The sequence below is a fragment of the Citrobacter sp. 506 genome, from assembly GCF_050434985.1.
GTDB classification, from domain to species: Bacteria; Pseudomonadota; Gammaproteobacteria; order Enterobacterales; family Enterobacteriaceae; genus Citrobacter; species Citrobacter braakii.
On the sequence record NZ_JBNDJN010000002.1, the window covers coordinates 307990 to 330391 of the forward strand.

Genomic DNA, 22402 nt, shown 5'->3' on the forward strand with positions numbered 1-22402 from the left:
CGTTATGAGTGTTGTGTATGTGCGCGTGTATTTAGTCTTTATAAATGCTGAAGTGCTCACGAGCAGCAACTAACTGCTCTTTGGTCAGCATGAATACACCGTCACCGCCGTTGTCGAACTCCAGCCAGGTGAACGGTACATCCGGGTATTGCTCTATCAGATGTACCATGCTGTTTCCGACTTCACAAATCAGAATACCGTTATCTGACAGGTAGTCCGGAGCGTTACCCAGAATGCGACGGGTAAGTTTTAGTCCATCGCTGCCGGACGCCAGACCCAGCTCAGGTTCATGACGATATTCGTTTGGCAGATCGGACATATCTTCCGCATCGACATACGGCGGATTGGTCACAATCAGGTCATACTGGACTTTCAGCAGATCGCGGAACAGATCGGAACGGATCGGCGTAACATGATGGATCAGGCCGTGCTCTTCAATATTGTGTTCGGTCACCGCCAGCGCGTCGGTGGAAATATCCACCGCATCCACTTCGGCCTCCGGGAAAGCATAGGCGCAGGCAATGGCAATACAGCCGCTGCCGGTACACATATCCAGGATATGCTGCGGCTGCTCATTAATAAGGCCCGCAAAGCGGTTATTAATAAGCTCGCCAATCGGCGAACGTGGTACCAGCACGCGTTCATCAACATAAAACTCATGCCCGCAGAACCAGGCTTTGTTGGTCAAATAAGCGACCGGAATGCGCTCGTTGACGCGGCGAATCACGCGTTCAACAATGCGATGGCGCTCACTGGAAGTCAGACGCGCGGTACGCATATCTTCTGGAATATCCAGCGGCAGATAAAGTGACGGCAGCACCAGCTGTACGGCCTCGTCCCATGGGTTATCCGTGCCATGGCCATACCAGATGTTCGCCGCGCTAAAACGGCTGACCGCCCAACGCAACATGTCCTGAATGGTATGCAGTTCACTCACTGCTTCATCGACGAAAATTTTATCCACGTATTCCTCCAGGGCATGCTCGTATTAATTTCGGCGGCTAGTTTGCCACGAAGACGGCGATAAATCAGCATTCACACAGGGCCTGAGCGCGAAAATTGCGTTTTAAGCGATCGGATGCCCGCCGAGTCGGGTTAAACTAACGAAAAATAAAAGATGAGACTCTCGAATGAAAAAGAAAACATCGCTCAGCGAGGAGGATCAGACGCTGTTTCGCCAGCTGATGACCGGCACGCGTAAAATGAAACAGGACACCATTGTTCACCGACCGCTACGTAAAAAAATTACCGAGGTTCCGGTTAAAAGGCTGCTGCAGGAACAAGCTGATGCCAGTCACTATTTCTCGGACGAGTTTCAGCCGCTGCTGAATACGGACGGCCCGGTAAGATATCTGCGTGCCGACGTCAGCCATTTCGAACTGAAGAAAATGCGCCGTGGCGATTACTCCCCGGAGCTGTTTCTCGATCTGCACGGGCTGACCCAGCAGCAGGCCAAACAGGAGTTAGGCGCGCTGATTGCCGCCTGTCGTCGTGAGCATGTGTTTTGCGCCTGCGTGATGCATGGCCACGGAAAACATATTCTTAAGCAGCAAACACCGCTCTGGCTGGCGCAGCATCCGCACGTGATGGCCTTTCATCAAGCGCCAAAAGAGTACGGTGGCGACGCCGCGCTGCTGCTGCTGATTGAAGTGGAAGAGTGGCAACCACCCGAACTTCCCTGATGCAGAAAAACAGAAAGAGCCGCATTTGCGGCTCTTTCTGTTTTTCCGGATGACGGCTGTGCCTTATCCGATTCCAGGCTTTTTAAATCGCTTTTGCCATTTTCAGGTTACACGGGCTCATCTGCCAGTTAAAAGTACCCTTCCCGCTCTCATCAAGCGTTACGCTGGCAATCGCTGATGTGGTAAACATCGGCGGTGTTTCGCCTGGGCAAAGTTCAGACACCAGATACCCCACTAAAGGTAAGTGAGAGATGACCAGCGCCGTGGCGATACCTTCATTGGCCAGAGCCTGTAAATAGGCGCTGACCAGACCGACATCGCCGCAGGGAGTCAGCTCCGGCAAAACATCCACACCGGTTGGCAGGTTCATACACTCCCCCACCACATCCAGCGTTTGTTCGGCTCGTAGGAACGGGCTCACCAGAACACGTTCGATATCCACTTTTTGACCTTTCAGCCAGTTCGCCATCAGGCGAGATTCGTCACAACCACAGGAGGTTAAGGGACGAACCGAATCACTGGCGGCATCGAGGGCTGCGTCGCCGTGACGCATGATAAAAACTTGCATATTGCACCGCTTTTGTTAACCAGAATCACCGACACCTTTATCCACAGCCCCTATTGACCGTGGTAACGATGTGGTGGCCGGCATTGTGCCTTATCCATTCACCGAATGAAACGCTGTTTTTTACCTCAACGGCGTAAGTATAGTCAATCTCTGTTTACATTTTGAGCGCGACCCATACATTCAGTGCGGATTCATCCTACCTTTGACCTCATGAATTCAGGTCAGTTTCCCCATTACTCCAGAATCTTTCACCGCGTTCCGCCATCTGCAATAACTGCTCACACGGCGTAAACTGCGAGCCGTATTGCGTGGTCAGTCGTTGCAGAGCAGCAACCACTTCACCCGCGCCGAGCGAATCCAAATACCGGAATGGGCCGCCGAGGAAGGGCGGAAAACCAATACCAAATACAGCGCCGATATCGCCATCACGCGCGCTGCGGATAATCTTCTCATCAAAACAGCGTGCTGCTTCATTGAGCATTAACATGACGCACCGCTCGGCGATCTGCGCGGCGGTGAGTCGGCCCTGACCCTGGACGCCAATAAGCGTATAAATTGCAGGGTCGACCTGTTTTTTGCTTTTACGCCCTTTCGCTCCATAAAGATAGAAACCCCGACCATTTTTTCTACCTTTGCGATCGTCATTCAAAATTGAAGCAACAACATTTGCAGGCGCGCTAAAACGTTCTCCATATGCAGCCTCAAGCACTGGTATAATTTTAGTGCCCGTATCAATTCCGACCTCATCCAAAAGTTGGATTGGCCCGACCGGAAAACCAAACTTAACCAGCGCGGCGTCAATGGCTTCAACCCGCTCGCCTTCGGTCAGCATACGAATAGCTTCGTTAATGTATGGCGCTAAAATGCGGTTAACATAAAATCCGGCCTTATCTCTGACCACTATCGGCGTTTTGCCCTGCTTTTTCGCCAGTTTAACGGTTGTGGCAATTGTCTGCTCAGAGGTCGTGGCATGCGGGATAACCTCGACCAGCGGCATTTTTTCCACCGGGCTAAAGAAGTGCAAACCAATTACTTGTTGAGGCCTGGCAGCATTCGCCGCAATATCGCCAATCGGCAAAGATGAGGTGTTAGAGGCAAAAATGGTATGAGATGCGCAATTTTGCTCAACTTCTGCCACCATCTGTTGTTTTAACGCCAGATCTTCAAATACGGCTTCAATAACCAGGTCGCGATGAGCGAAGCCACGGTAATCGGTTGATCCCGAAATCAGCGCCAGCTGTTTATCACGCTCGCTGGCTTTGATATGACGGCGGCGAACCTTCGTTTCAAGCTGATCCCAGCTGTACTTCAGCGCGTGGTTGATTCCCTTGGCATTTATATCTTTGATACGCACTGGCAAGCCGCCTTTACAGGCCGTCACATAGGCAATACCGCCCCCCATCAGACCGCCGCCCAAAATGCCTACACTGTTTAGCGGGCCGGGCTTCACATCACTTCCGGGATCCTTTTTCACATCGGTGTTGGCAAAAAAGATGTGCCGCAGCGCCTGAGACTGAGATGTCATCGCCAGTTCGCCAAACGCGCGGGCTTCGGCGTCGTAACCGCTGCTGCTGCCTTGCGCCAGGCCGGTTTCGATGACCTCAAGGATACGTTCTGTTGCAGGGTAGTTGCCCTGCGTTTTTTGCGCCGTCTTTTTACTGGCCATGCGGAATAACAGCGCCCGCCCCAGCGGCCCCGCTAGCACACGCTCTCGCACCGGCAGAGTTCGGTGTGCGGGACTGTCCTTTTTGGCCAGTTCTACGGCCGCTTCCAGCAAAATGGTATGCGGTACAACTTCATCCACTAAACCCACTTTCAGCGCCTGTTTTGCGCGTAGTTGTTTTCCGGTGAGGATCATATCCAGCGCGGTACTGACGCCAATCAGACGGGGCAACCGCTGGGTACCGCCAGAGCCGGGCAGCAGACCAAGCTGCACTTCCGGTAAACCCAGTACGGTTTTAGCATCATCGGTACAAATACGATTGTGGCACGCCAGCGCCATCTCAAGGCCACCGCCGAGACAGGCGCCATGAATAGCGGCGATAACGGGGATCGGCAAGGCGTTTATTTCCGCCATAATCTGCTGCCCCTGGCGTGCCAGCGTTTCAGCTTCCTGCGCGCTGCGACAGCGACCAATCATGTTGATATCCGCCCCGGCAATGAAATTATCGGGTTTCGCCGAAATGAACACCACGCCGCGTAATGCTTTGTTATCGCGAATTTGTTTCAGAATGACCCGAACCTGAGAGGCAAATTCCGCCTTCAGGGTATTCATTTTCTCTCCGGGCACATCAATGGTGACAACAGCGACGTTATCCAGACGTACGTTTAGTGTAAAAGCCGATGTCATTTCCATTATTCCGCCTCCAGAACCATTGCCGCACCCAGACCACCTGCAGCACAGGCTGTCACTAAACCAAAACCACCGCCACGGCGTCGTAACTCATGGAGGGTTTGGGTGATCATGCGAGCACCGGTGGCGGCGAAGGGGTGTCCATAGGCAATCGATCCGCCCAGCACATTAAATTTACTGTCATCGACCTCGCCCGTGGCATGCGCCCTGCCCAGCACTTCGCGGGCAAAACGTTCGCTACCCAGCAGTTGAAGATTCGCCAGCGTTTGTGCGGCAAATGCTTCATGCATATCGATCAGGGTTAAATCAGCCATGGTCAGACCCGCTCTCTCCAGGGCAAGCGGCGTTGACCACGCCGGCCCCAACAGCATGTCCTGCCAGACATCGATGGCGGTAAAGGCAAAACTACGCAGGTATCCCAGCGGCACCAGCCCCAACTCTTTCGCACGCGATTCCGTCATCATAATCACGGCGGCTGCGCCGTCCGTTAGCGGGGTACTGTTCGCCGCGGTAACGGTGCCGTGCTTTCGGTCAAAGGCCGGACGCAGTTTGGCGTAATCGGCCAGCGTAGAGTTACCGCGAATATTGTTATCTTCTGAAAAAGGATCTTTGAAAGGTGGCGCGTAGGTGGTCATCACCTCATCTGCCAGTTTTCCTTCAGACCACGCCTGAGCGGCGCGCTGATGAGAACGGTGCGCCAGGGCATCCTGTTGCTCTCGCGTAATCCCATAAGTTTTGGCCATTTGCTCGGCCGTATCCCCCATGCGTAAACCGGTGGAATACTCGGCGACGGCTGGCGGTACGGGCATCAGGTCACGTAAGCGCAGTCGGGAGAAAAGTTTAAGACGCTGACCGGTGGTCCGGGCCTTATTGACATCCACCAGCACCCGCGCCAACTTTTTGCTAACGCCAATAGGCAGAACTGACGAGGAGTCCGCACCGCCGGCAATTCCTGCGCGAATAGTCCCCGCCATCAGGCTTTCCGCGACATTCGCCACCGCCTGGAAACTGGTGGCGCAGGCTCGGCTTACGCTGTAGGCATCGGTGTGCACATTCATCCCGGTTCCCAGCACGATTTCACGAGCAATATTTGGGGCTTCGGGCATTTGCACCACCTGGCCAAAGACCAGTTGCTCAATCACATCAGCAGAAATTTCGCTGCGCGCCAGCAGCTCGCCAACGACCATTTTCCCCAAATCTACGGCGGGAATGCCATGAAACGCGGTTGCCTGGCGGGCAAATGGCGTACGCAATCCGCTTACGATGGCGATGCGATCGCCCTGGCGGGTAACCAGCGGTAAAGCCTGACTCATAACACTCCCCTGTAAAAAATAAAAATAAGTGGTCTGACCTGATCACAGTCTTAACCAATTTTTTACATTTAGCCAAGCAGGGAGAAAAGAAAGTGGGAGCTAAGACACAGTGAATAATCACTGACAGTGACGAAAAAGCCCTTGCTACTGGGTAACAAGGGCTTTTAAAGAAGGGATTAACGCAGACCCAGTTGGAAGATCAGCGTTTCAGCTTCACAGGCAAAAACAAAGTCGATATCCAGACGCACACCTTCAGACTCTTCAGTAAAGGTCGAGGTGATTTGGCAAGGCTCAGATTCCACGCCACGCGCCTTCTCAGTCAGAGCGGCCAGCGTTTCTTCTGCCTCTGCACGATTCGCGAACACACGGCTGTATGACGCGGTGCAATCGGAGTTGTCCATGATGGTGCCAACATCCATACAGCAGCAAACCGGGGTTTCATCAGCACTGCATTTACTCATTGTAGATTTCCTCTGTATTCGCACCTGTGGTGCCAGATAAACGATGGGGATATTTTACGCTCCCATTATTCGCCTCTCCAGTCGTTAATTGTATGAAATGGGATAAGTGACCGAAATCACACTTAAAAATGATCTAAAACAAAAATCACCCAAACAGGTGAGTGTGCATACCCGCAATTTTGCCAGCTGGATCGCGTTTCTGAGATCAGAATTGAAAATATTTATAAACATACTTGCAACATTTCATCTGGTCAGACCTATACTCTCGGCACTGGTCTGATTTCTAAGTTGTACCTCAGACCCTACACTTCGCGCTCCTGTTACGGTATGTAACATTGTTTGTATAAAAATAAATCAATGAGGTTATGGTCATGAGCCAGAAAACCCTGTTTACAAAGTCTGCTCTCGCAGTCGCAGTGGCAATTATCTCCACACAGGCCTGGTCTGCAGGCTTTCAGTTAAACGAATTTTCTTCCTCTGGCCTTGGCCGGGCATATTCGGGTGAAGGCGCTATTGCAGATGATGCAGGTAACGCCAGTCGTAACCCGGCGCTGATTATGATGTTTGACCGCCCTACTTTTTCAGCGGGTGCGGTGTATATCGATCCAGACGTGAATATTTCCGGTAAATCGCCATACACCGGACGCAGCACCGATGCGGACAACATCGCGCCTACGGCGTGGGTTCCCAATGCTCACTTCGTAATGCCGATCAACGAACAGTTTGGTTGGGGGGCTTCTGTCACGTCAAACTATGGCCTGGCAACCGAATTTAACGATAACTACATCGTCGGCGAATACGGCGGGAAGACCGATCTTAAAACGGTCAACCTGAACCTGAGCGGTGCCTACCGTCTGAATGATAGCTGGAGCTTTGGCGTTGGTTTTAATGCCGTCTATGCCGATGCAAAAATTGAGCGTTATTCCGGTGAACAAACTGCTGCATTGCCAAAAGTCAGCCAGAAAATTGCCAGCCTGAAAGGTGACGAATGGGGTTACGGCTGGAACGCTGGTATTTTGTACGAGCTGGATAAAAATAACCGCTACGGTTTAACGTATCGTTCTGAAGTCAAAATCGACTTCGATGGCGATTACAAGAGCGGCATCCGCACCCAGGCCAACGCGTTACCTGGCGCAGGCACGGCGTTCCCTTGGGGAACCACCAACGCCACTGTCCCAGGTTCTCTGACGCTTAACCTGCCGGAAATGTGGGAACTGTCGGGTTACAACCGCGTTGCACCACAGTGGGCTATTCACTACAGCATGGCTTACACCAGTTGGAGTCAGTTCCAGGAACTGAAAGCAACCGGCACCAACGGGCAGACGCTGTTCTATAAAGAAGAAGGGTTCAAAGATTCTTACCGCATCGCGCTGGGTACGACTTATTACATGGATAAAAGCTGGACCTTCCGTACCGGTATCGCCTATGACGATAGCCCGGTTCCTGCGAGCAAGCGTTCCATCTCCATTCCGGACCAGGATCGTCTGTGGCTGAGTGCGGGTACCACTTACGCCTTCAATGATGACGCGTCCATTGACGTAGGCGTTTCTTATATGCACGGCCAGAAAGTGACCGTCAAAGAAGGCCCGTATACTTTCGATTCTGAAGGTAAAGCCTGGCTGTTCGGTACCAACTTCAACTACGCATTCTGATTTTCTTCAGATATAAAAAAGGTGAGCTTTTTAGCTCACCTTTTTATTTTCATCCTTCCTTACTCAGAATCGATCTCTTTTAAATCGTCCTGAATATCTTTCGCGTTCGGGTTTTCTTCTGGTTTGAGTTTCCCACCGTTCGCAATAAAGTCATGACGCTGGAAGTAAGCTTCTCGCACCATGATGTAAGGGTCGGAAGATTGACGCAGCAGACCGTCGGAATCAAGCAGTTGCGCGCGGGTTTCAATCCCTTCAACCGTCCATTTACCTATCGACAACGGCCAGGTCAGCCAGGACAGTACCGGATACAGCGTATCCACCATGTCGCCGCCATCATCACGCAGCGTGAAGCTGCCGTAGAATGGAAGCTGCATATACGGTCCATAACCAACGTCATAGTGGCCTAACGTACTACCAAAACGGTGTGGTTCAACGCGCTGTAACTTCGGATTAGCCATACCCGCCACGTCGATAAATCCGCCCATACCTAACAGGGTGTTCAGGAAGAAACGGGTGAAGTGCACCATCCCCTGATAGGGGTCGCCTTGCAGAAAGTAGTTGACCATAACGGCCGGCTCTTCAAGGTTGCCGGTAAAATTGCTCAAACCGTTACGCGCCGGCTGCGGGACATAATCACGCCAGGCAACTGCCACCGGTCGAACAACGTATGGATCTAAAACATTAAAGTTGAAGTTGTACATGGTGCGGTTGAACCCTTCAAATGGGTCCGAACGCCCCTGCTGTTCAGTACCAGAGCTCGCACACCCCACCAAAAGTGTGGTTCCCAGCGCAAGCGCCGACAGGCGAAGCTTCATAAGTGTCTCCCTGTGTATTATGGCTATCGCTGATTGCCATCCATGACGGAACGATGACGTATCCGCCTGTTTAGATGTGAGCGATTGTAACAGCACGTCAAATGATGTCTATATACCCTGTGTTACTGATTTGATCATAGCCTGGTAATGCGCACTCCGCGGCGGCTCTATTCTAGCTACCCCAATAAAAACTAACGTTACCATTTTTGCTATCTCAGACTTTCTCCCGCTGATTTTCGGACAAAAGCCGCTACGCTTTAGCAATACGTGCTAATTCAGGATTCGGCTATGAATGACATTGAGAACGAAAAGATTGATCGGCACAGCGACGAACTCCAGGTCGACAGTGACGAAAAGCTAGAGGGTAAAAAGATTGAGGTCGATGAGGACAGACTCCCCTCCCGCGCCATGGCGATCCATGAACATATCCGCCAGGATGGGGAGAAAGAAATGGAGCGCGACGCGATGGCGCTACTGTGGTCAGCCATCGCTGCGGGACTGTCGATGGGCGCCTCGCTACTGGCTAAAGGAATTTTTCATGTGCAACTGGAAGGTGTGCCTGGAGGATTTTTGCTGGAGAACCTCGGTTATACCTTCGGCTTTATAATTGTCATTATGGCTCGCCAGCAACTGTTTACCGAAAATACCGTCACCGCCGTCCTGCCGGTAATGCAAAACCCTACGCTCGGCAATTTTGGCCTGTTGATGCGCCTGTGGAGTGTGGTTCTGCTGGGTAATATTATTGGCACCGGGGTTGCGGCATGGGCGTTTGAGCATATGCCGATTTTTGATGAAGAAACCCGCGATGCTTTTGTCAAAATCGGCATGGATGTGATGAAAAACACGCCAACGGAGATGTTTTCCAACGCCATCATTTCTGGCTGGTTAATTGCCACAATGGTATGGATGTTTCCCGCCGCCGGTGCGGCAAAGATTGTGGTTATTATTCTGATGACCTGGCTGATTGCGCTGGGCGATACCACGCACATCGTCGTCGGCTCGGTGGAAATTCTCTACTTGGTCTTTAATGGTACGCTGCACTGGAGTGATTTCTTCTGGCCCTTTGCGCTACCAACGCTCGCCGGAAATATCTGTGGCGGGACGTTTATCTTCGCGCTGATGAGCCACGCGCAGATCCGCAATGATATGAGCAATAAACGCAAAGAAGAAGCCAGGTTGCAAGCCAGGCGGAATGAGCAAAAGCAGAAAAACCAGAAAAAACAGGCTTGAATGGTGACGGTTTGAGCAGTTGGGCGGCCTGAGGCTTACCGTTGTGAGTAAAAAACGCTATACTCGTGCCGCTTCGTCCCCTTAGTTAAATGGATATAACGAGCCCCTCCTAAGGGCTAGTTGCAGGTTCGATTCCTGCAGGGGACACCATGAATACTTCTCATTAAGTCTAATTAATTCCATAACTCACTGTTTTAACTGTTCCCTTTTCCTTTTATTTGTCCAGCAAAGTGCCATTATTTCTAATGGAATCTATACATCTTTGCGTATAACATTGTGTATAACTGAGTTCGATCTTTTTTCTATACACATGCTGCTATCTGACATCCAAATAAAACGAGCAAAACCGAAGGACAAACCCTATACACTAAACGATGGTATGGGATTATCACTCCTCATCGACACAACGGGCAGCAAAGGCTGGCGTTTTCGCTATCGCTTTGCAGGTAAACCTAAGATGATCTCCTTCGGCGTATATGGCGATGTGTCATTGGCACAAGCACGTGCTAAACGTGATGAAGCGCGTTCGATGTTAGCTAAAGGGATCAACCCAAGTGAAGCCAGAAAAGCAAATAAAATAGCTTTACAGTTCGCGCATGAGAACAGTTTTGAGTCTGTGGCCAGAGAATGGCACTCATCGAAAAAAACCACCTGGTCAGAGGGGTATGCAAAAGAGGTTCTCAACTGCATGGAAAAGGATATTTTCCCTTACATCGGCCAACGCCCAATTGAGCAGATTGAGCCACTAGAGCTGCTCACCGTCCTGCAAAAAATTGAGAAAAGAGGTGCGCTAGAGCAAACCAGCAAGATCCGCCGCCGCTGCGGTGAAGTGCTTCGTTATGCTGTTGCCACTGGTAGAGCAAAGTATAATTTTGCACCCGATTTAGCTATCGCACTCAACAAACCTAAAACTCAACACTTCCCGTTCCTGACTGAAAGCGAGTTACCCGAGTTCGTCAATGCTCTGGATAACTATCAGGGCAGTTTAGTCACTAAATACGCCACCCAGCTATTGATGCTAACAGGCGTGCGAACAATTGAACTACGTGAAGCGGAATGGGTTGAGTTTGATTTAGATAATGCCTTATGGCAGATCCCCAAAGAACGGATGAAGAAACGTCGCCCCCATCTGGTTCCGTTATCCACGCAGGCGATCAGCATCCTGAAAAAGCTGCAAGAAATAACTGGGAACTACAGCCTCGTTTTCCCTGGACGAAATGACGTAAGGAAGCCAATGAGTGAAGCCAGTATAAACAAAGTGATAAAACTACTGGGCTATCATGGTCGGTTAACGGGCCATGGCTTCAGGCATACCATGAGTACTATTTTGCATGAGCTTGGTTTTGAAAGCGCTTGGATTGAGATGCAACTTGCGCATGTTGATAAGAACTCTATTCGAGGAACTTACAATCATGCGCAATATTTAGAAAATCGAAGAAAAATGATGCAAATTTATAGTGACATGTTGCTAAATGAGTTCCCTATTAAATAGGGAACTCACCATTATCATTTATTCAAAAATTTTTCCGCTGCTTCCTTCAACTCAGAAGTATATTTGCCACGTTTAATTTGATCATCAGTCGGCATTTCAATGCTATCTATTATTCGCTGACAAGTTTTGAAGTTTTCAATATACTCTTCATTGAGTAATGTTTTTAGAACTTTGTCACAGTACGCTGTGATTTTTTTAGATGATGGATCTGGTGTTTCTACTTTACCGAAAACGACCCAAGGATATAGCATAGCAATATGCCAACGAAGTCTATTATATTTTGGCGCGTCATTTTTTCGTCCATTAATCAGGGTGTTAAATTTGTAACAAATATAAGCTGCACAATGATAAGCACATTCATTATCCTTATCATCAAAAACAATATCGCTAGTGTTTAATACTTTTTTTACATATCTTGAAGCATCATGGGGTCGTAATTTAAAGACAGAAATAAAGCACCTTGCAAGTTCTTTGATATCGTAAATTTTAGTGGTTTGAATGGATTTATTTCTGTACTCATTCTCTCGTCTTTCGAAGAATAATTTCTCTTTAGCTTCATCATTGCGTTGGATATCAAAAAACTTCTGAATTAGTCTGGCCTTTTCACGTAAAGCATAGAATGCTTCATTTTCCACAGCAGATTGATTATTCGTGGCCGTTACAATCTCTATTGCGACATCAGTATCCTGAGATTCAATAAATTTCACTACAAGTTCAACATTATCATTCAAGTCTGCGTAATGTTCATATAAAGTATTAGTCGTTTGACACCCATTAATTATCTGATAATTTGTCAAATGCATTACTTTTGTATTGGATTGTATTGCTATTTCAGGTGCAATGATTGTCACGCCATTATTAAGAACGGCAAACTGTTTTGACTTTTCGCTATGTAAAGTTTTAGCTATATCTTTATTTACTGGATTATCGTCCCCTAAAAAGGCACGAACGTTTTCGTCAAAAACCTCTTCTCTAATATTCCCCTCATCATCCATGGCAATTTTTTCAAGAAATTCTTTGGCTTTGACTATTGAAATATATGCTTGAGGAATACCCGGCATTTCATTTATACCAATATAGTCAATTAATTGTATTGACGCTTCATTTTTATCAGATATTGAACTCCAGAGTTTCATTAACTCCTTCCGTCCCATTGGAAAAACTTCAATATCATTGAATATATCTGCATTCTCACATGTTTTATTTAATATTTTAAAACTAGCCTCAATTTCCCTCTCGTTGTTATAAACACCACTAGTGCAGAAGAACACCTTAAGATTAGGCATTTTGTTTTTAATTTTTTTTACATTAGCTACAATAACCTTTATAATCTCGATTGCTTGTCCATTATAGATTCCATTAGGAAGTTTGGGTTCCAGACTGAAAAAATCCTGCAATCCTAAATTAAAATTAGAAATATCATCTTTAGAAAAACTCTCACCTGATTTTGCCTGTGTAATGATAATATCCACAGGTAAAGATGTCTTATATGTATCAAAAGCAGTCATTGCATCATCGACGCTTATGATTAATTCGCCGTCAATTATAATCGCTATACCATCTAAAGATGCATCGTCCTCTTGGGTTGTGATATCCATAGGATTAAAGCGCCCCAAGAAATATTTTGATGTAATCACATAGTTGCAAAAATACTCAAAAAGCTTTGACTCGCTTTCATTTTGAATATCAAACTCATGTGATAAGTCCTCAATATACTGTGATAGTATAGCGTGCATAAAGTTTCCCTTATAAATTATTAGTTATGCATTTAACCATGCTAATTTAATTTACCCTATGGGTAGAATTTTGTCACTAACAAGGGAAAGCATTAATCTTATAAAAGTGATGTATCTCAAATATCTGTACTGATAATAGGATTAAGATACAGCAGCAACACATTGAAATGTATGCAATAAAAAACCGAATGCCTATGCCCCACATGTGCCCCCATTTTTAGAAGGCATATGTAAGTCGCTTGCTTAGCTAAGAAGTACTTCTTATCAGATTAACTAATTAAAAAAATTGACAACCCAATTTAACCATATCTTCCATTTTTGGATGTCTATTGCTAGCACAGCTAAAATTATTTGTATTATTACAAACCAAAAAATAATTTTTGAGTTCTTTTTATTATACTTGATGCTATCAAACTGAATTCTGCTTTCTGATAAATGATATAAACCTTCAGTTTTTCTTACTAACTCATCGCACTTCTCAACTTGGTACTTTAGTAAATTATTTACCTTAGTATTCCTTTTTCGTGAGAAAGCCTCCAGCCAACTTTTTATTTTTTTTGATCGCATGTAAAAAATGAAGTAATCATTATGTTTTTGTGTTAGTACATCTCCATGTTCATCAGTTACAACCTCTCCAACCTGCTTAGCCAGGGTTGTTATTCCATTAGAAATCAGCAACCCAAAAGAAATATCCCTGATAAATCCTTTAGAATTTGTAGTCGGATAGAAATCCGGGTACCCATTATTATTTTTTTTATTAACGTTATTATAGATATAAAGGGCATCAAAAGAATATTTAGAGGTATCATGTACGTTTAATAAATACCCGCCTTCATCTTTTATCAAATACGGTGAAGGATAATAATAACCAAACTCAGCGGCTCTTTCAGCATTTTGATTATTTGTCCCAGAAAAGTAATCGACATGCTCTTCAATGCACATTTCAGGAATCGCAACCACACTGTTTTCATGAATTGACATACCTATTGTGTCATTCAACTCCTTCAATACCTTATGTACATCACTAAATACAATATCAAATTTCTCACAAATAATTTCAGATGCTAACCACGATCTATCCCAACATCTAAAACCACTATTTTTTTTACTGTAGAAGTTTAATTTGTCAAATTCTGAATCAAATACAAGCTCATCTACAGTAATATTTTTTATAGCATCAGTTGCCCCCTTCTTCATAAAAACCTCATATGTCATAATAAATAAATCGCTACCATGCTTATGTAAGCTCAACATGATAAAATCAATGTATTTAGTTTTTGACGATAAAGGCTTTAATGAATCACTAATACCTCTATCGTTCCCATTGACACTAATCTTTCCGAAGTTAAAATAGGAGGATCCAAATATATTTGAAACATCATTTATACCTTCATACCTCGAAGCATTAAAAGTGCTTCTAGAATAACGGATAATCCACTTAGCTAATTTATCAAGCTCATTTTTTTCGATGATAAAACTTAATGTCGTTTTATACCAATTAAACTCACCGTTGAGAAAAGAAACAAATTTTGGATTGTCATTATTAATATAATTATTTAAACTGCCAGTTTCCTCATGACGACTATTAACTTCATTTACTAACCAACGAGGAAATAATATAGGGCAATAATAAGCGCAATAAAAAACATATTTAGTATATACCAACTTAAGTCTATTATAATTTCTTTTTTTCTTTACTTGCATCTCTCCACCTACATTTCTATATGTTTTATACGTTCTTCATTGTATTCTAAAATGATTTGATTCTGATTGTTAGAAAAAAATAAAAGTCACAAAAATGGCACTACACCGCACCCGCCTGCGGTTTTCATATCACTAAAATTTTTCAGTTGTGATTTTTTACAAACGATATTGCCAGCCCGCGCCCGTTCTGGGGATGCTCTGCGAGACAGGAACTGAAAAGAATGAAAAGAAATTCAGCTTTTTTCAGTTTTACTGTCCGTAGTATCTATGGCCTGAATACGCAACTCTATGATATTAAATGGATAATTTATTTTAGGTGTGTAATTTTATGAAGGCTCGTAAAACGCGAAAAATATAACCATATGAAAAATAATAACTTTATATCCTAATTAACTGAAATCCTGTGTTCAGGTTTCGGGAATGGATCGGCCATTCCCGACGCATACTTTACCCATTCTTTTGCGCAGCCAGCAGCAACTTTAAAGCCTTTTCCCGTTCCTCGGGTGGAATGGCATCAATTAGCTCTTTAACCCTCCCCTGCCCGTTCAGCGCGCTTGGACTAACGGAATGGGAGAAAGCAACATTCATCACAAACGAGTGACCGCACTCCACATTAGAGCAATAGCAGTATACATCGTACAGTTGTGGGTGTTTCCTGTTTGTTTTACCTACCCGGATTCCAGAATTGAGGTACGCAGTATATTTTCAGTAGGTTCACTTAATGCAAAGCGTCTGTTTGATTCTTCCTGATAGTTAGTGCCAGTGACGAATTTATTATGATAACGACGTGCTGCGTCCGGCCTTTCAGTTTTGAAGGCATACATAGTTTTTCACCCTTTAAAGTATTTAAGACAAGATTTTATTTTTGTACTCAGTAACCCGATTGTATTTCATTACATGCTCAACATAATCCCTGTCACTTACGACTGAACGTAATACATAATTATCTGCTCGATAGTACTCCCTGTAAGCCATAGCTCTTGCCATTCCACCGTTATTTAATACATAACGATCAGTTGGAACGCTACAACGGCTAATAATTTCGCTCACAGAATCAGACAAAGATTTGAGTGCATCTGTAATAAATTTAATATCACGGACAACGTCACCGTCATTAAACACAGAAATAAAATCAGCAGGGATCTGGCCGGATTGAGGAAATATGTTCAGTAAACGCTTCTCAACTCCCTTACCAATGTAGTTAACTTCATCGGCCAGTACGCCCGGTAAAAGCTTGATTGTGCTCAGTCGGCCATGTTGCTCATTCAGCCGGGAAACAGCCAGATGGTAACACCGTTCAGCATCCGCTCGTTCAGCATGCCCAGTTTTATTCGTTTTGGCTTCAGCAATGCTACTGACGCCGTTTTTTGAGAATGTGCTTTTCCATGCAACTTCCGCATTTGTCACTTCACGCTGCCTGAAAGATAACTCTTCCTCTTCCTGACGACACAACTGGGCATAACGGCTCAGGAGCAGGTTGATCTCATTCGCCACAGCTTCCGTATCAGGTACTGTTAACCCCGTAAGTGAATACAGCTTTTCACCTTTAGCACGCAGCTTATTCAGTGAATAGATTTCGATAATACGCACAATACAGGCTGTGTCGCTATAAGTTTCTTTAAATGGACTTACTTTGTAACTGTCTAACACCGACACATGTTGGTTCTTAATTGATACCAATTTTTTCTTAAAAACATTGTCAACCATATAATTGCCACCTCAATTTAGGAGTTTAATTTTCTATTGAGAATATTTTTCTCTATCCATTCATTAACTTCATGCTCCACCCATGCAACAGAACGAGAACCGATAGAAACTTGGTTAGGAAATTCATCATTCTTTATCTTTAGATAAATTGTTGACTTGGGTAAGCCAGTCAAATTAATCACTTCTGATATTCTCAGAAGTCTATAGCTTTTTCGGGGTGCGTTTTCCCGAGGCAATAAGCTCATGGCTATGTCCTTCACATTAGATATTTATACTAAGACTTAATTAGTCTCTATTGGGTGTATATATACTTGCACAGAAGAATTAATACGTAAAGAATGACACTTTCAAACTTATTCAAATAATTTGAATGGTGAATAATGGTGAATAATAGTGAATGTTAGGGAATATTACTGAGTGACAATCTTTGCCAGTGCTTGTTAATCGCTGATAACGATGAAATTTGATGAACAAAGTATGTAACAATTTGTAAATTAACGGACTGGGCTGGGCTGGGCTGGGCTGGGCTGGGCTGGGCTGGGCTGGGCTGGGCTGGGGAAAATACACCCAGTCCATAAAAAAGCACTAATTTTTTCTTATGTGTATAACTAAGTGTATAGAATTTTAATTCAAGTATTTATATTCTCATAAAAATCAATATATTAATTAACTAATCACATTCCTGCAGGGGACACTTTTAATTAAATTCATCCGGCTAAATCCTTTCATTTACCTGTCAGTTCATCCCTAAGCCAGGCGATAAAACGGCACATTCCTCACCGTTGCAGTAAGATTGTCGGACACCATTGTCTGCTCAGTAGCTATCCGCATCCCTGATTTTCTCAGCCTCAGTACGTCAGCAGCAATACGTTGGCTACCAAACCAGAAAAGCCCGTCCAAAGCAGTGACATCAAGGCCTGATTCCAGTGCCAGCTTCAGACGCTCACGCGGTGCTTTCACCGTTTTAGCAATTTGCTGATATGGCGCTTCGCTTGAACCTGCACGATTAATGCGTCGAATACGATGCGACAGGCGGTACTGAAATTCATCCGGTATCCCGCCGAGACTCGCTTTCAGGCTGTAAACACAACCAAAGCGTTTACCGTTAAAGATTACGTTTTTCTGACTAAGTTGCAGCTCTTCACGAACGATGGCAATCAGTTGCGGGGTACGGAGTAATAACAAACGGAAAGGCAGCTCAAAGCTGGTCACATAGTCCACATTCAATAAAGCAATACGCAGACGCTCTTCCGGACCCGCCTTCATTTCCCGACATTCAGCAATAACATCAGCCCACTGGCCAGCCAGACGGGAACTTTCAGTCGCCTCAGTAAAGCTGTATTTTTCAGTCTGATAATCAATACGTTCGGTCACTCGGAATTCCCTTCTGGCCACATCTCGGTATTGGTTGCTCACTTTACCAGCGACAGACTGCAACCGGAAGCCCGCGAGTATGGTCAGTGGAATGATAGAAACTACTGCGGAAACGCTTCATTTTTTGATAAATCAATCATTAAAAATATATTTTGACTAAAATCAATTAACCAAAATTATGATTATTGAAGTATAGCCATGATTAATCTTTAGCCAGTTTGTCAGGAATAAGTTCTCCATAAACAGGCTGATTAATACCGGTAATGAGAAACATTATCGGAAATGATTCATCACTCAGAAAAAAGGAATTTATTCATATGATCAGAATCAAGACCAGTATCGCTACTTTGACCCTTTGTACCTTACTGACAGCTCCCGCATGGGGAGACGCGCAATCGCCGATAAGGCTGGTGATCCATGGTGGTGCCGGTACCATTACAAAAGATACCATCACACCAGAACAGGAAAAGCAGTATACAGAAAAACTCACTGAAGCTCTGAATGCAGGTTATGCGGTTCTGAATAAAGGCGGTAGCAGCCTGGAAGCCGTTCAGAAAGCGATTAATGTGATGGAAGATTCTCCTCTCTTCAATGCAGGTAAAGGTGCCGTGTTTACCCACGATGGCCGCAATGAACTGGATGCGTCCATTATGGATGGGAAAACCCGAAAAGCCGGTGCCGTTGCCGGTGTAACCACGGTTAAAAACCCAATTAATGCGGCGTATGCCGTTATGACTCAAAGCCCGCACGTACTCATGGTCTCGACAGGCGCGGATACCTTTGCAAAAGAACAGGGACTCGCAACCGTTGATCCTGCTTATTTCAAAACAGATTTTCGCTGGCAGCAATTACAGAATGCAATCAAAAAAGAAAAAGTGCTCCTTGATCACGATGGAAAGAGCGCTGCCCTGTTCGCTGACCCAATGATGTATGACTATAAATATGGCACTGTCGGCGCTGTTGCTCTGGATAAAGACGGTAATCTCGCCGCCGGAACGTCTACAGGCGGAATGACCAACAAACGTTACGGACGTGTGGGGGATTCACCTATCATTGGCGCAGGAAATTATGCCGACAATGAAACCGTGGCGGTATCCGCAACCGGCTCAGGAGAAATGTTTATCCGCACGCTGACCGCGTATAACATTGCAGCCCAGGTGAAATACCGCAATACCCCTTTAAAAGACGCAGCGCAGAATGCTCTGGATGAAGTTAAGGCGCTGAATGGCAGCGGTGGAGTAATTGTGCTTGATAAAGCTGGTAATTACACCATGTCCTTCAACTCTGAAGGTATGTACCGGGGAACCATAGGCGATGACGGAAAACCCGTTGTAGCCATTTATCGTTAATACCATTTCCCCGCCAGGGGATGAACCGACCCGGTATGTTGTCCGGGTCGGTTAAACGGCGTCAGGTCAGACAACAAAACGATTGACCAGATCCTTCATGGTGACAGACAGATTGTCCAGGCGCTGGCTGTCGCTTGCGGCCTGAGAAACCAACGCCGCGTTTTGCTGCGTGACCTGCTCCATAGGTCGCAGTGCCAGGTTAATCTGAGTTACCCCTTGCGATTGTTCCGTCGCTACACGAGCGATATCCGCAATATATTGCTTCATGCTGGTGGTATTGTCCGCCGCGGCTTCTAGCGCGGTAGCGGACGCCGTAACCCGCTCAACACCCTCACTAATTTTTACCATATTCTGCGCGACCAGCTCGCGGATCTGATTAGCTTCTTTGGCACAACGCTGCGAAAGATTCCGCACTTCACTGGCGACAACCGCAAACCCCCTGCCCATCTCTCCGGCCCGTGCAGCTTCCACTGCCGCATTCAGCGCCAGCAAGTTAGTCTGAAACGAAATATCGTCAATCGAGGTCACAATATTCGAGATTTTCTCACTGGAAGAGCGAATATCCCCCATGCTTTGATTTGCCGCACTGGCGACGTTACTGGCCTGGCGGACCTCTTTTTCCAGCCTTATTGTCAGATGCTCCGCTTCGCGGGCATTGTCCGCCGTTTGCGTAATCGTCGTGGAGAGCTGTTCCATACTGGCCACCGCTTGTACTATTGATGCTGCCTGTTCATCCGTACGTTGGGCCAGGTCCTGATTACCCGCCGTAATACTGTTGCTGGCATCGGATAAAACCACGGAGCCTTGTTTAATCTCCTGGACGATATGCTGAATACTTTCCAGCATCGTGTTATAGGCGCGATTAAGTGAGGAAAGCTCATCTTTCCCCGGGGTCGCCAGTCGTTGAGTCAGATCGCCGTTCATACCCGCAATCTTGCGGAGCGTGTCACTAAATTGACGATGCATATTGATAGCGATTGCCCCTGCGAACGCCAATGATGCCAGGAGCGCTAACAAGCTGACAATCATATATATTTGCCAGTTTTTTCGTGCATCCTGCGCGAGTTTTTCCGCATTCGCTAACAGAAGATTCGCCGTCACATCTTCTATCTGCCGCATCACTTCAATACGCTGGGTTTGAACCTTGAACCAGACAGTAGGATCGACATCAAATCCACCGTTCGCGGCATGACTAAACGCGGTTTCGCGAAATGAGAGGGCTTTTGACGCTTCTGTGGACTGTAAGCGGCTTTCCAGCATGGCCGCCTGTTCCGGAGGGCTCAGACGCAACGATTGTGCCAGCCAGACGTTCTGTTTACTGACGACATCACTGAGTTGATGTAACTGCCCCTCGGCGAAATGACCGGAGGAAAAGATATTTGACAGCAGCGCGCGTTCAATACCTGCTTGTTCTTTCAAATTCAGCAAATTGTAGTAGGCGGCGAATGCGTTCGCCATCTCGCCTGAATCCGTCAACTGTCCCAACCTGCCCACAAAACTCAGCACATCAGCAATGACATTAGTATAAAACTTAACGACATCTGAGGCCGGAAGCCCCAATCGCGTGACGTTTTCCCGGATGGTGGCAAGCGACAGAATGTTTTTCTTAAACGTGGTGACAGAATTGGCGGCATCCCCTTCTGGTAATGCAGTATCGGACAGTGAACGCACAAAGACCTCGATCTCGCGATCGGTTAAAGCCCGCTGCGCGGTTAACTCATCTTTGAACGTCTTCCCTTCTGCCCCCAGAAATCCGACGCTCATTCCCCGTTCTTTTTGCAGCTCATGCACCACATTTCCGGCACTACGCGCGAGCGCTGTCAGTTGAGCAATATTTTCCATCTGCCGTTCTGTCTCAATGCGTGTCAATATTCCTGAACCAGCAAACCAACATAACGCCAATAATAGTGGTTGTAGCGCGATTATTAACTTCATTTTCATCGGCATTCGATAAACCCACCACATGCCACTCCCCTCCATTGTCCATATTTTCATTATGGTTATCGGCGCAATGAGGCTGCACTTTAAATTTGATCAAGAGACAACTGATTGTTTTTTAGATTAAATACCTGCCAAAATAACTCTATTTGATTATGGCAAACAGGATAAATCACTGGAATATTTATATTTATGATATCTATCCTCAAGTTAGTTAAATCATTCAGCATATTATTTCTTATTAAAAAACGGGTTAACTATCAACACGATTCGGAAAGGGAGTAAGACACAGAACGGTGACGCCTACTGGAGATAACCGTCGTGGCACGGCCATTTTCTGGCATCCCGCCGAACGTTAAGGTTATAATCCTGACAACGATTTTATTGGATTAGAAGCGACGATGACAAAACTTACCCTACAAGAACAGATGCTTAAGGCAGGTCTGGTCAGCAGCAAAAAAGTGGCCAAAGTGCAAAGAACGGCGAAGAAATCGCGCGTTCAGGCTCGCGAAGCCAGAGAAGCGGTTGAAGAGAATAAAAAAGCGCAAATTGAGCGCGACAAGCAGCTCAGCGAACAGCAGAAACAGGCCGCGCTGTCTAAAGAATATAAAGCGCAGATCAAGCAACTGATTGAAATGAATAAAATCACCATTACCCGTGGCGATATTGGTTACAACTTTACTGATAATAATCTGATCAAAAAAGTCTATGTTGATAAGGTGACTCAGTCTCAGCTGATCAAGGGCCGTCTGGCCATTGCCCGACTGACGGCTGAAAGCGGCAACGATAGCGAATACGCCATTATCCCGGCTGTCGTCGCCGACAAGATTGCGCAGCGCGATGCAAGTTATATTGTTTTAAATTGCGAGCTGAGCCAGGAAGCGAAGGACGAAGACGATCCGTATGCTGATTTTGTCATCCCTGATGATTTGATGTGGTAAGAAAAACAACCAGATAATCACCCGGACTTCCGTTGCCTATTTCGGTGAACGCCAACGCCGCCACCGAAATACTCTCGACGTCCCTTC

19 protein-coding genes and 1 tRNA gene are annotated in these 22402 nt (G+C 46.2%); 7 read left to right on the forward strand and 13 right to left on the reverse strand.

From position 1 onward, the window contains the following. Positions 1–31: 31 nt before the first annotated feature. On the reverse strand, positions 32–964 hold the full coding sequence (prmB, locus tag ABIE10_RS11500; RefSeq protein ID WP_003028173.1) for a 50S ribosomal protein L3 N(5)-glutamine methyltransferase: 933 nt from the start codon (positions 962–964) through the stop codon (positions 32–34). Positions 965–1130: 166 nt separating this feature from the next. On the opposite strand from prmB, the gene smrB reads away from it, so the two are divergent. Next, positions 1131–1682, forward strand: a complete 552-nt coding sequence (smrB, locus tag ABIE10_RS11505) for an endonuclease SmrB (protein WP_016153877.1) — start codon at positions 1131–1133, stop codon at positions 1680–1682. 82 nt (positions 1683–1764) lie between these two features. Here smrB and sixA read toward each other — a convergent pair whose 3' ends face one another. The 4 genes from sixA to ABIE10_RS11525 form a co-directional block, all read right to left on the reverse strand. After that, positions 1765–2250 carry a phosphohistidine phosphatase SixA gene (gene sixA / locus ABIE10_RS11510; RefSeq protein ID WP_003028179.1) on the reverse strand — a complete coding sequence of 162 codons (486 nt, stop codon included), beginning with the start codon at positions 2248–2250 and terminating at the stop codon, positions 1765–1767. Between the two features lie 208 nt (positions 2251–2458). Further along, positions 2459–4606: a fatty acid oxidation complex subunit alpha FadJ gene (fadJ, locus tag ABIE10_RS11515; RefSeq protein WP_429155746.1), complete on the reverse strand. Its 2148-nt coding sequence runs from the start codon at positions 4604–4606 to the stop codon at positions 2459–2461. Next, a complete protein-coding gene (gene fadI, locus ABIE10_RS11520) occupies positions 4606–5916 on the reverse strand; it encodes an acetyl-CoA C-acyltransferase FadI (RefSeq protein WP_016153879.1) in 1311 nt (436 codons plus the stop codon). The genes fadJ and fadI overlap by 1 nt, the downstream gene beginning before the upstream one ends. 176 nt (positions 5917–6092) lie before the next feature. Beyond that, on the reverse strand, positions 6093–6377 hold the full coding sequence (locus ABIE10_RS11525; RefSeq protein WP_003834838.1) for a YfcZ/YiiS family protein: 285 nt from the start codon (positions 6375–6377) through the stop codon (positions 6093–6095). 371 nt (positions 6378–6748) lie between these two features. Here ABIE10_RS11525 and fadL point away from each other — a divergent pair, with 371 nt between their 5' ends. Then, a complete protein-coding gene (gene fadL / locus ABIE10_RS11530; protein ID WP_016157062.1) occupies positions 6749–8029 on the forward strand; it encodes a long-chain fatty acid transporter FadL in 1281 nt (426 codons plus the stop codon). A 59-nt stretch (positions 8030–8088) separates the two neighbouring features. On the opposite strand, the gene mlaA is transcribed toward fadL, so the two are convergent. Next, entirely contained in the window at positions 8089–8844 is a 756-nt protein-coding gene (gene mlaA, locus ABIE10_RS11535; RefSeq protein WP_003028190.1) for a phospholipid-binding lipoprotein MlaA, read from the reverse strand. A 288-nt stretch (positions 8845–9132) separates the two neighbouring features. On the opposite strand from mlaA, the gene ABIE10_RS11540 reads away from it, so the two are divergent. From ABIE10_RS11540 to ABIE10_RS11550, 3 genes are all read left to right on the forward strand, one after another. Then, complete coding sequence (locus tag ABIE10_RS11540; protein WP_103766587.1) at positions 9133–10074, forward strand: formate/nitrite transporter family protein; 942 nt, start codon at positions 9133–9135, stop codon at positions 10072–10074. 75 nt (positions 10075–10149) lie between these two features. After that, positions 10150–10224 (forward strand) — tRNA-Arg (locus ABIE10_RS11545). 160 nt (positions 10225–10384) lie between these two features. Beyond that, entirely contained in the window at positions 10385–11566 is a 1182-nt protein-coding gene (locus ABIE10_RS11550; RefSeq protein WP_126487908.1) for a tyrosine-type recombinase/integrase, read from the forward strand. Positions 11567–11580: 14 nt separating this feature from the next. On the opposite strand, the gene ABIE10_RS11555 is transcribed toward ABIE10_RS11550, so the two are convergent. From ABIE10_RS11555 to ABIE10_RS11580, 6 genes are all read right to left on the reverse strand, one after another. Next, positions 11581–13302 carry an AIPR family protein gene (locus ABIE10_RS11555; RefSeq protein ID WP_126487283.1) on the reverse strand — a complete coding sequence of 574 codons (1722 nt, stop codon included), beginning with the start codon at positions 13300–13302 and terminating at the stop codon, positions 11581–11583. Positions 13303–13575: 273 nt separating this feature from the next. Then, positions 13576–15006 carry an arylsulfatase regulator gene (locus ABIE10_RS11560; protein WP_126487282.1) on the reverse strand — a complete coding sequence of 477 codons (1431 nt, stop codon included), beginning with the start codon at positions 15004–15006 and terminating at the stop codon, positions 13576–13578. Positions 15007–15453: 447 nt separating this feature from the next. Further along, on the reverse strand, positions 15454–15684 hold the full coding sequence (locus ABIE10_RS11565) for an ogr/Delta-like zinc finger family protein (protein ID WP_288877923.1): 231 nt from the start codon (positions 15682–15684) through the stop codon (positions 15454–15456). Positions 15685–15852: 168 nt separating this feature from the next. Then, positions 15853–16713, reverse strand: coding sequence for a hypothetical protein (locus tag ABIE10_RS11570; RefSeq protein WP_429155751.1), 861 nt, complete (start codon positions 16711–16713; stop codon positions 15853–15855). A gap of 17 nt (positions 16714–16730) precedes the next feature. Further along, positions 16731–16958, reverse strand: coding sequence for a helix-turn-helix transcriptional regulator (locus ABIE10_RS11575; protein WP_103928422.1), 228 nt, complete (start codon positions 16956–16958; stop codon positions 16731–16733). Positions 16959–17460: 502 nt separating this feature from the next. Continuing rightward, the gene (locus ABIE10_RS11580) at positions 17461–18087 is read right to left on the reverse strand and encodes a DNA-binding protein (RefSeq protein ID WP_429155753.1); all 627 of its coding nucleotides are present in this window, start codon (positions 18085–18087) and stop codon (positions 17461–17463) included. A 317-nt stretch (positions 18088–18404) separates the two neighbouring features. Here ABIE10_RS11580 and ABIE10_RS11585 point away from each other — a divergent pair, with 317 nt between their 5' ends. After that, positions 18405–19436 (forward strand): isoaspartyl peptidase/L-asparaginase family protein, encoded by a 1032-nt coding sequence (locus ABIE10_RS11585; protein ID WP_019077319.1) that lies wholly within the window; start codon positions 18405–18407, stop codon positions 19434–19436. 66 nt (positions 19437–19502) lie between these two features. Here the strand turns inward: ABIE10_RS11585 and ABIE10_RS11590 are convergent, their stop codons facing one another. Next, on the reverse strand, positions 19503–21401 hold the full coding sequence (locus tag ABIE10_RS11590; protein WP_429155756.1) for a methyl-accepting chemotaxis protein: 1899 nt from the start codon (positions 21399–21401) through the stop codon (positions 19503–19505). Positions 21402–21775: 374 nt separating this feature from the next. Here ABIE10_RS11590 and ABIE10_RS11595 point away from each other — a divergent pair, with 374 nt between their 5' ends. After that, positions 21776–22315: a DUF2058 domain-containing protein gene (locus ABIE10_RS11595; protein ID WP_016157066.1), complete on the forward strand. Its 540-nt coding sequence runs from the start codon at positions 21776–21778 to the stop codon at positions 22313–22315. The last annotated feature ends 87 nt before the right edge of the window (positions 22316–22402 follow it).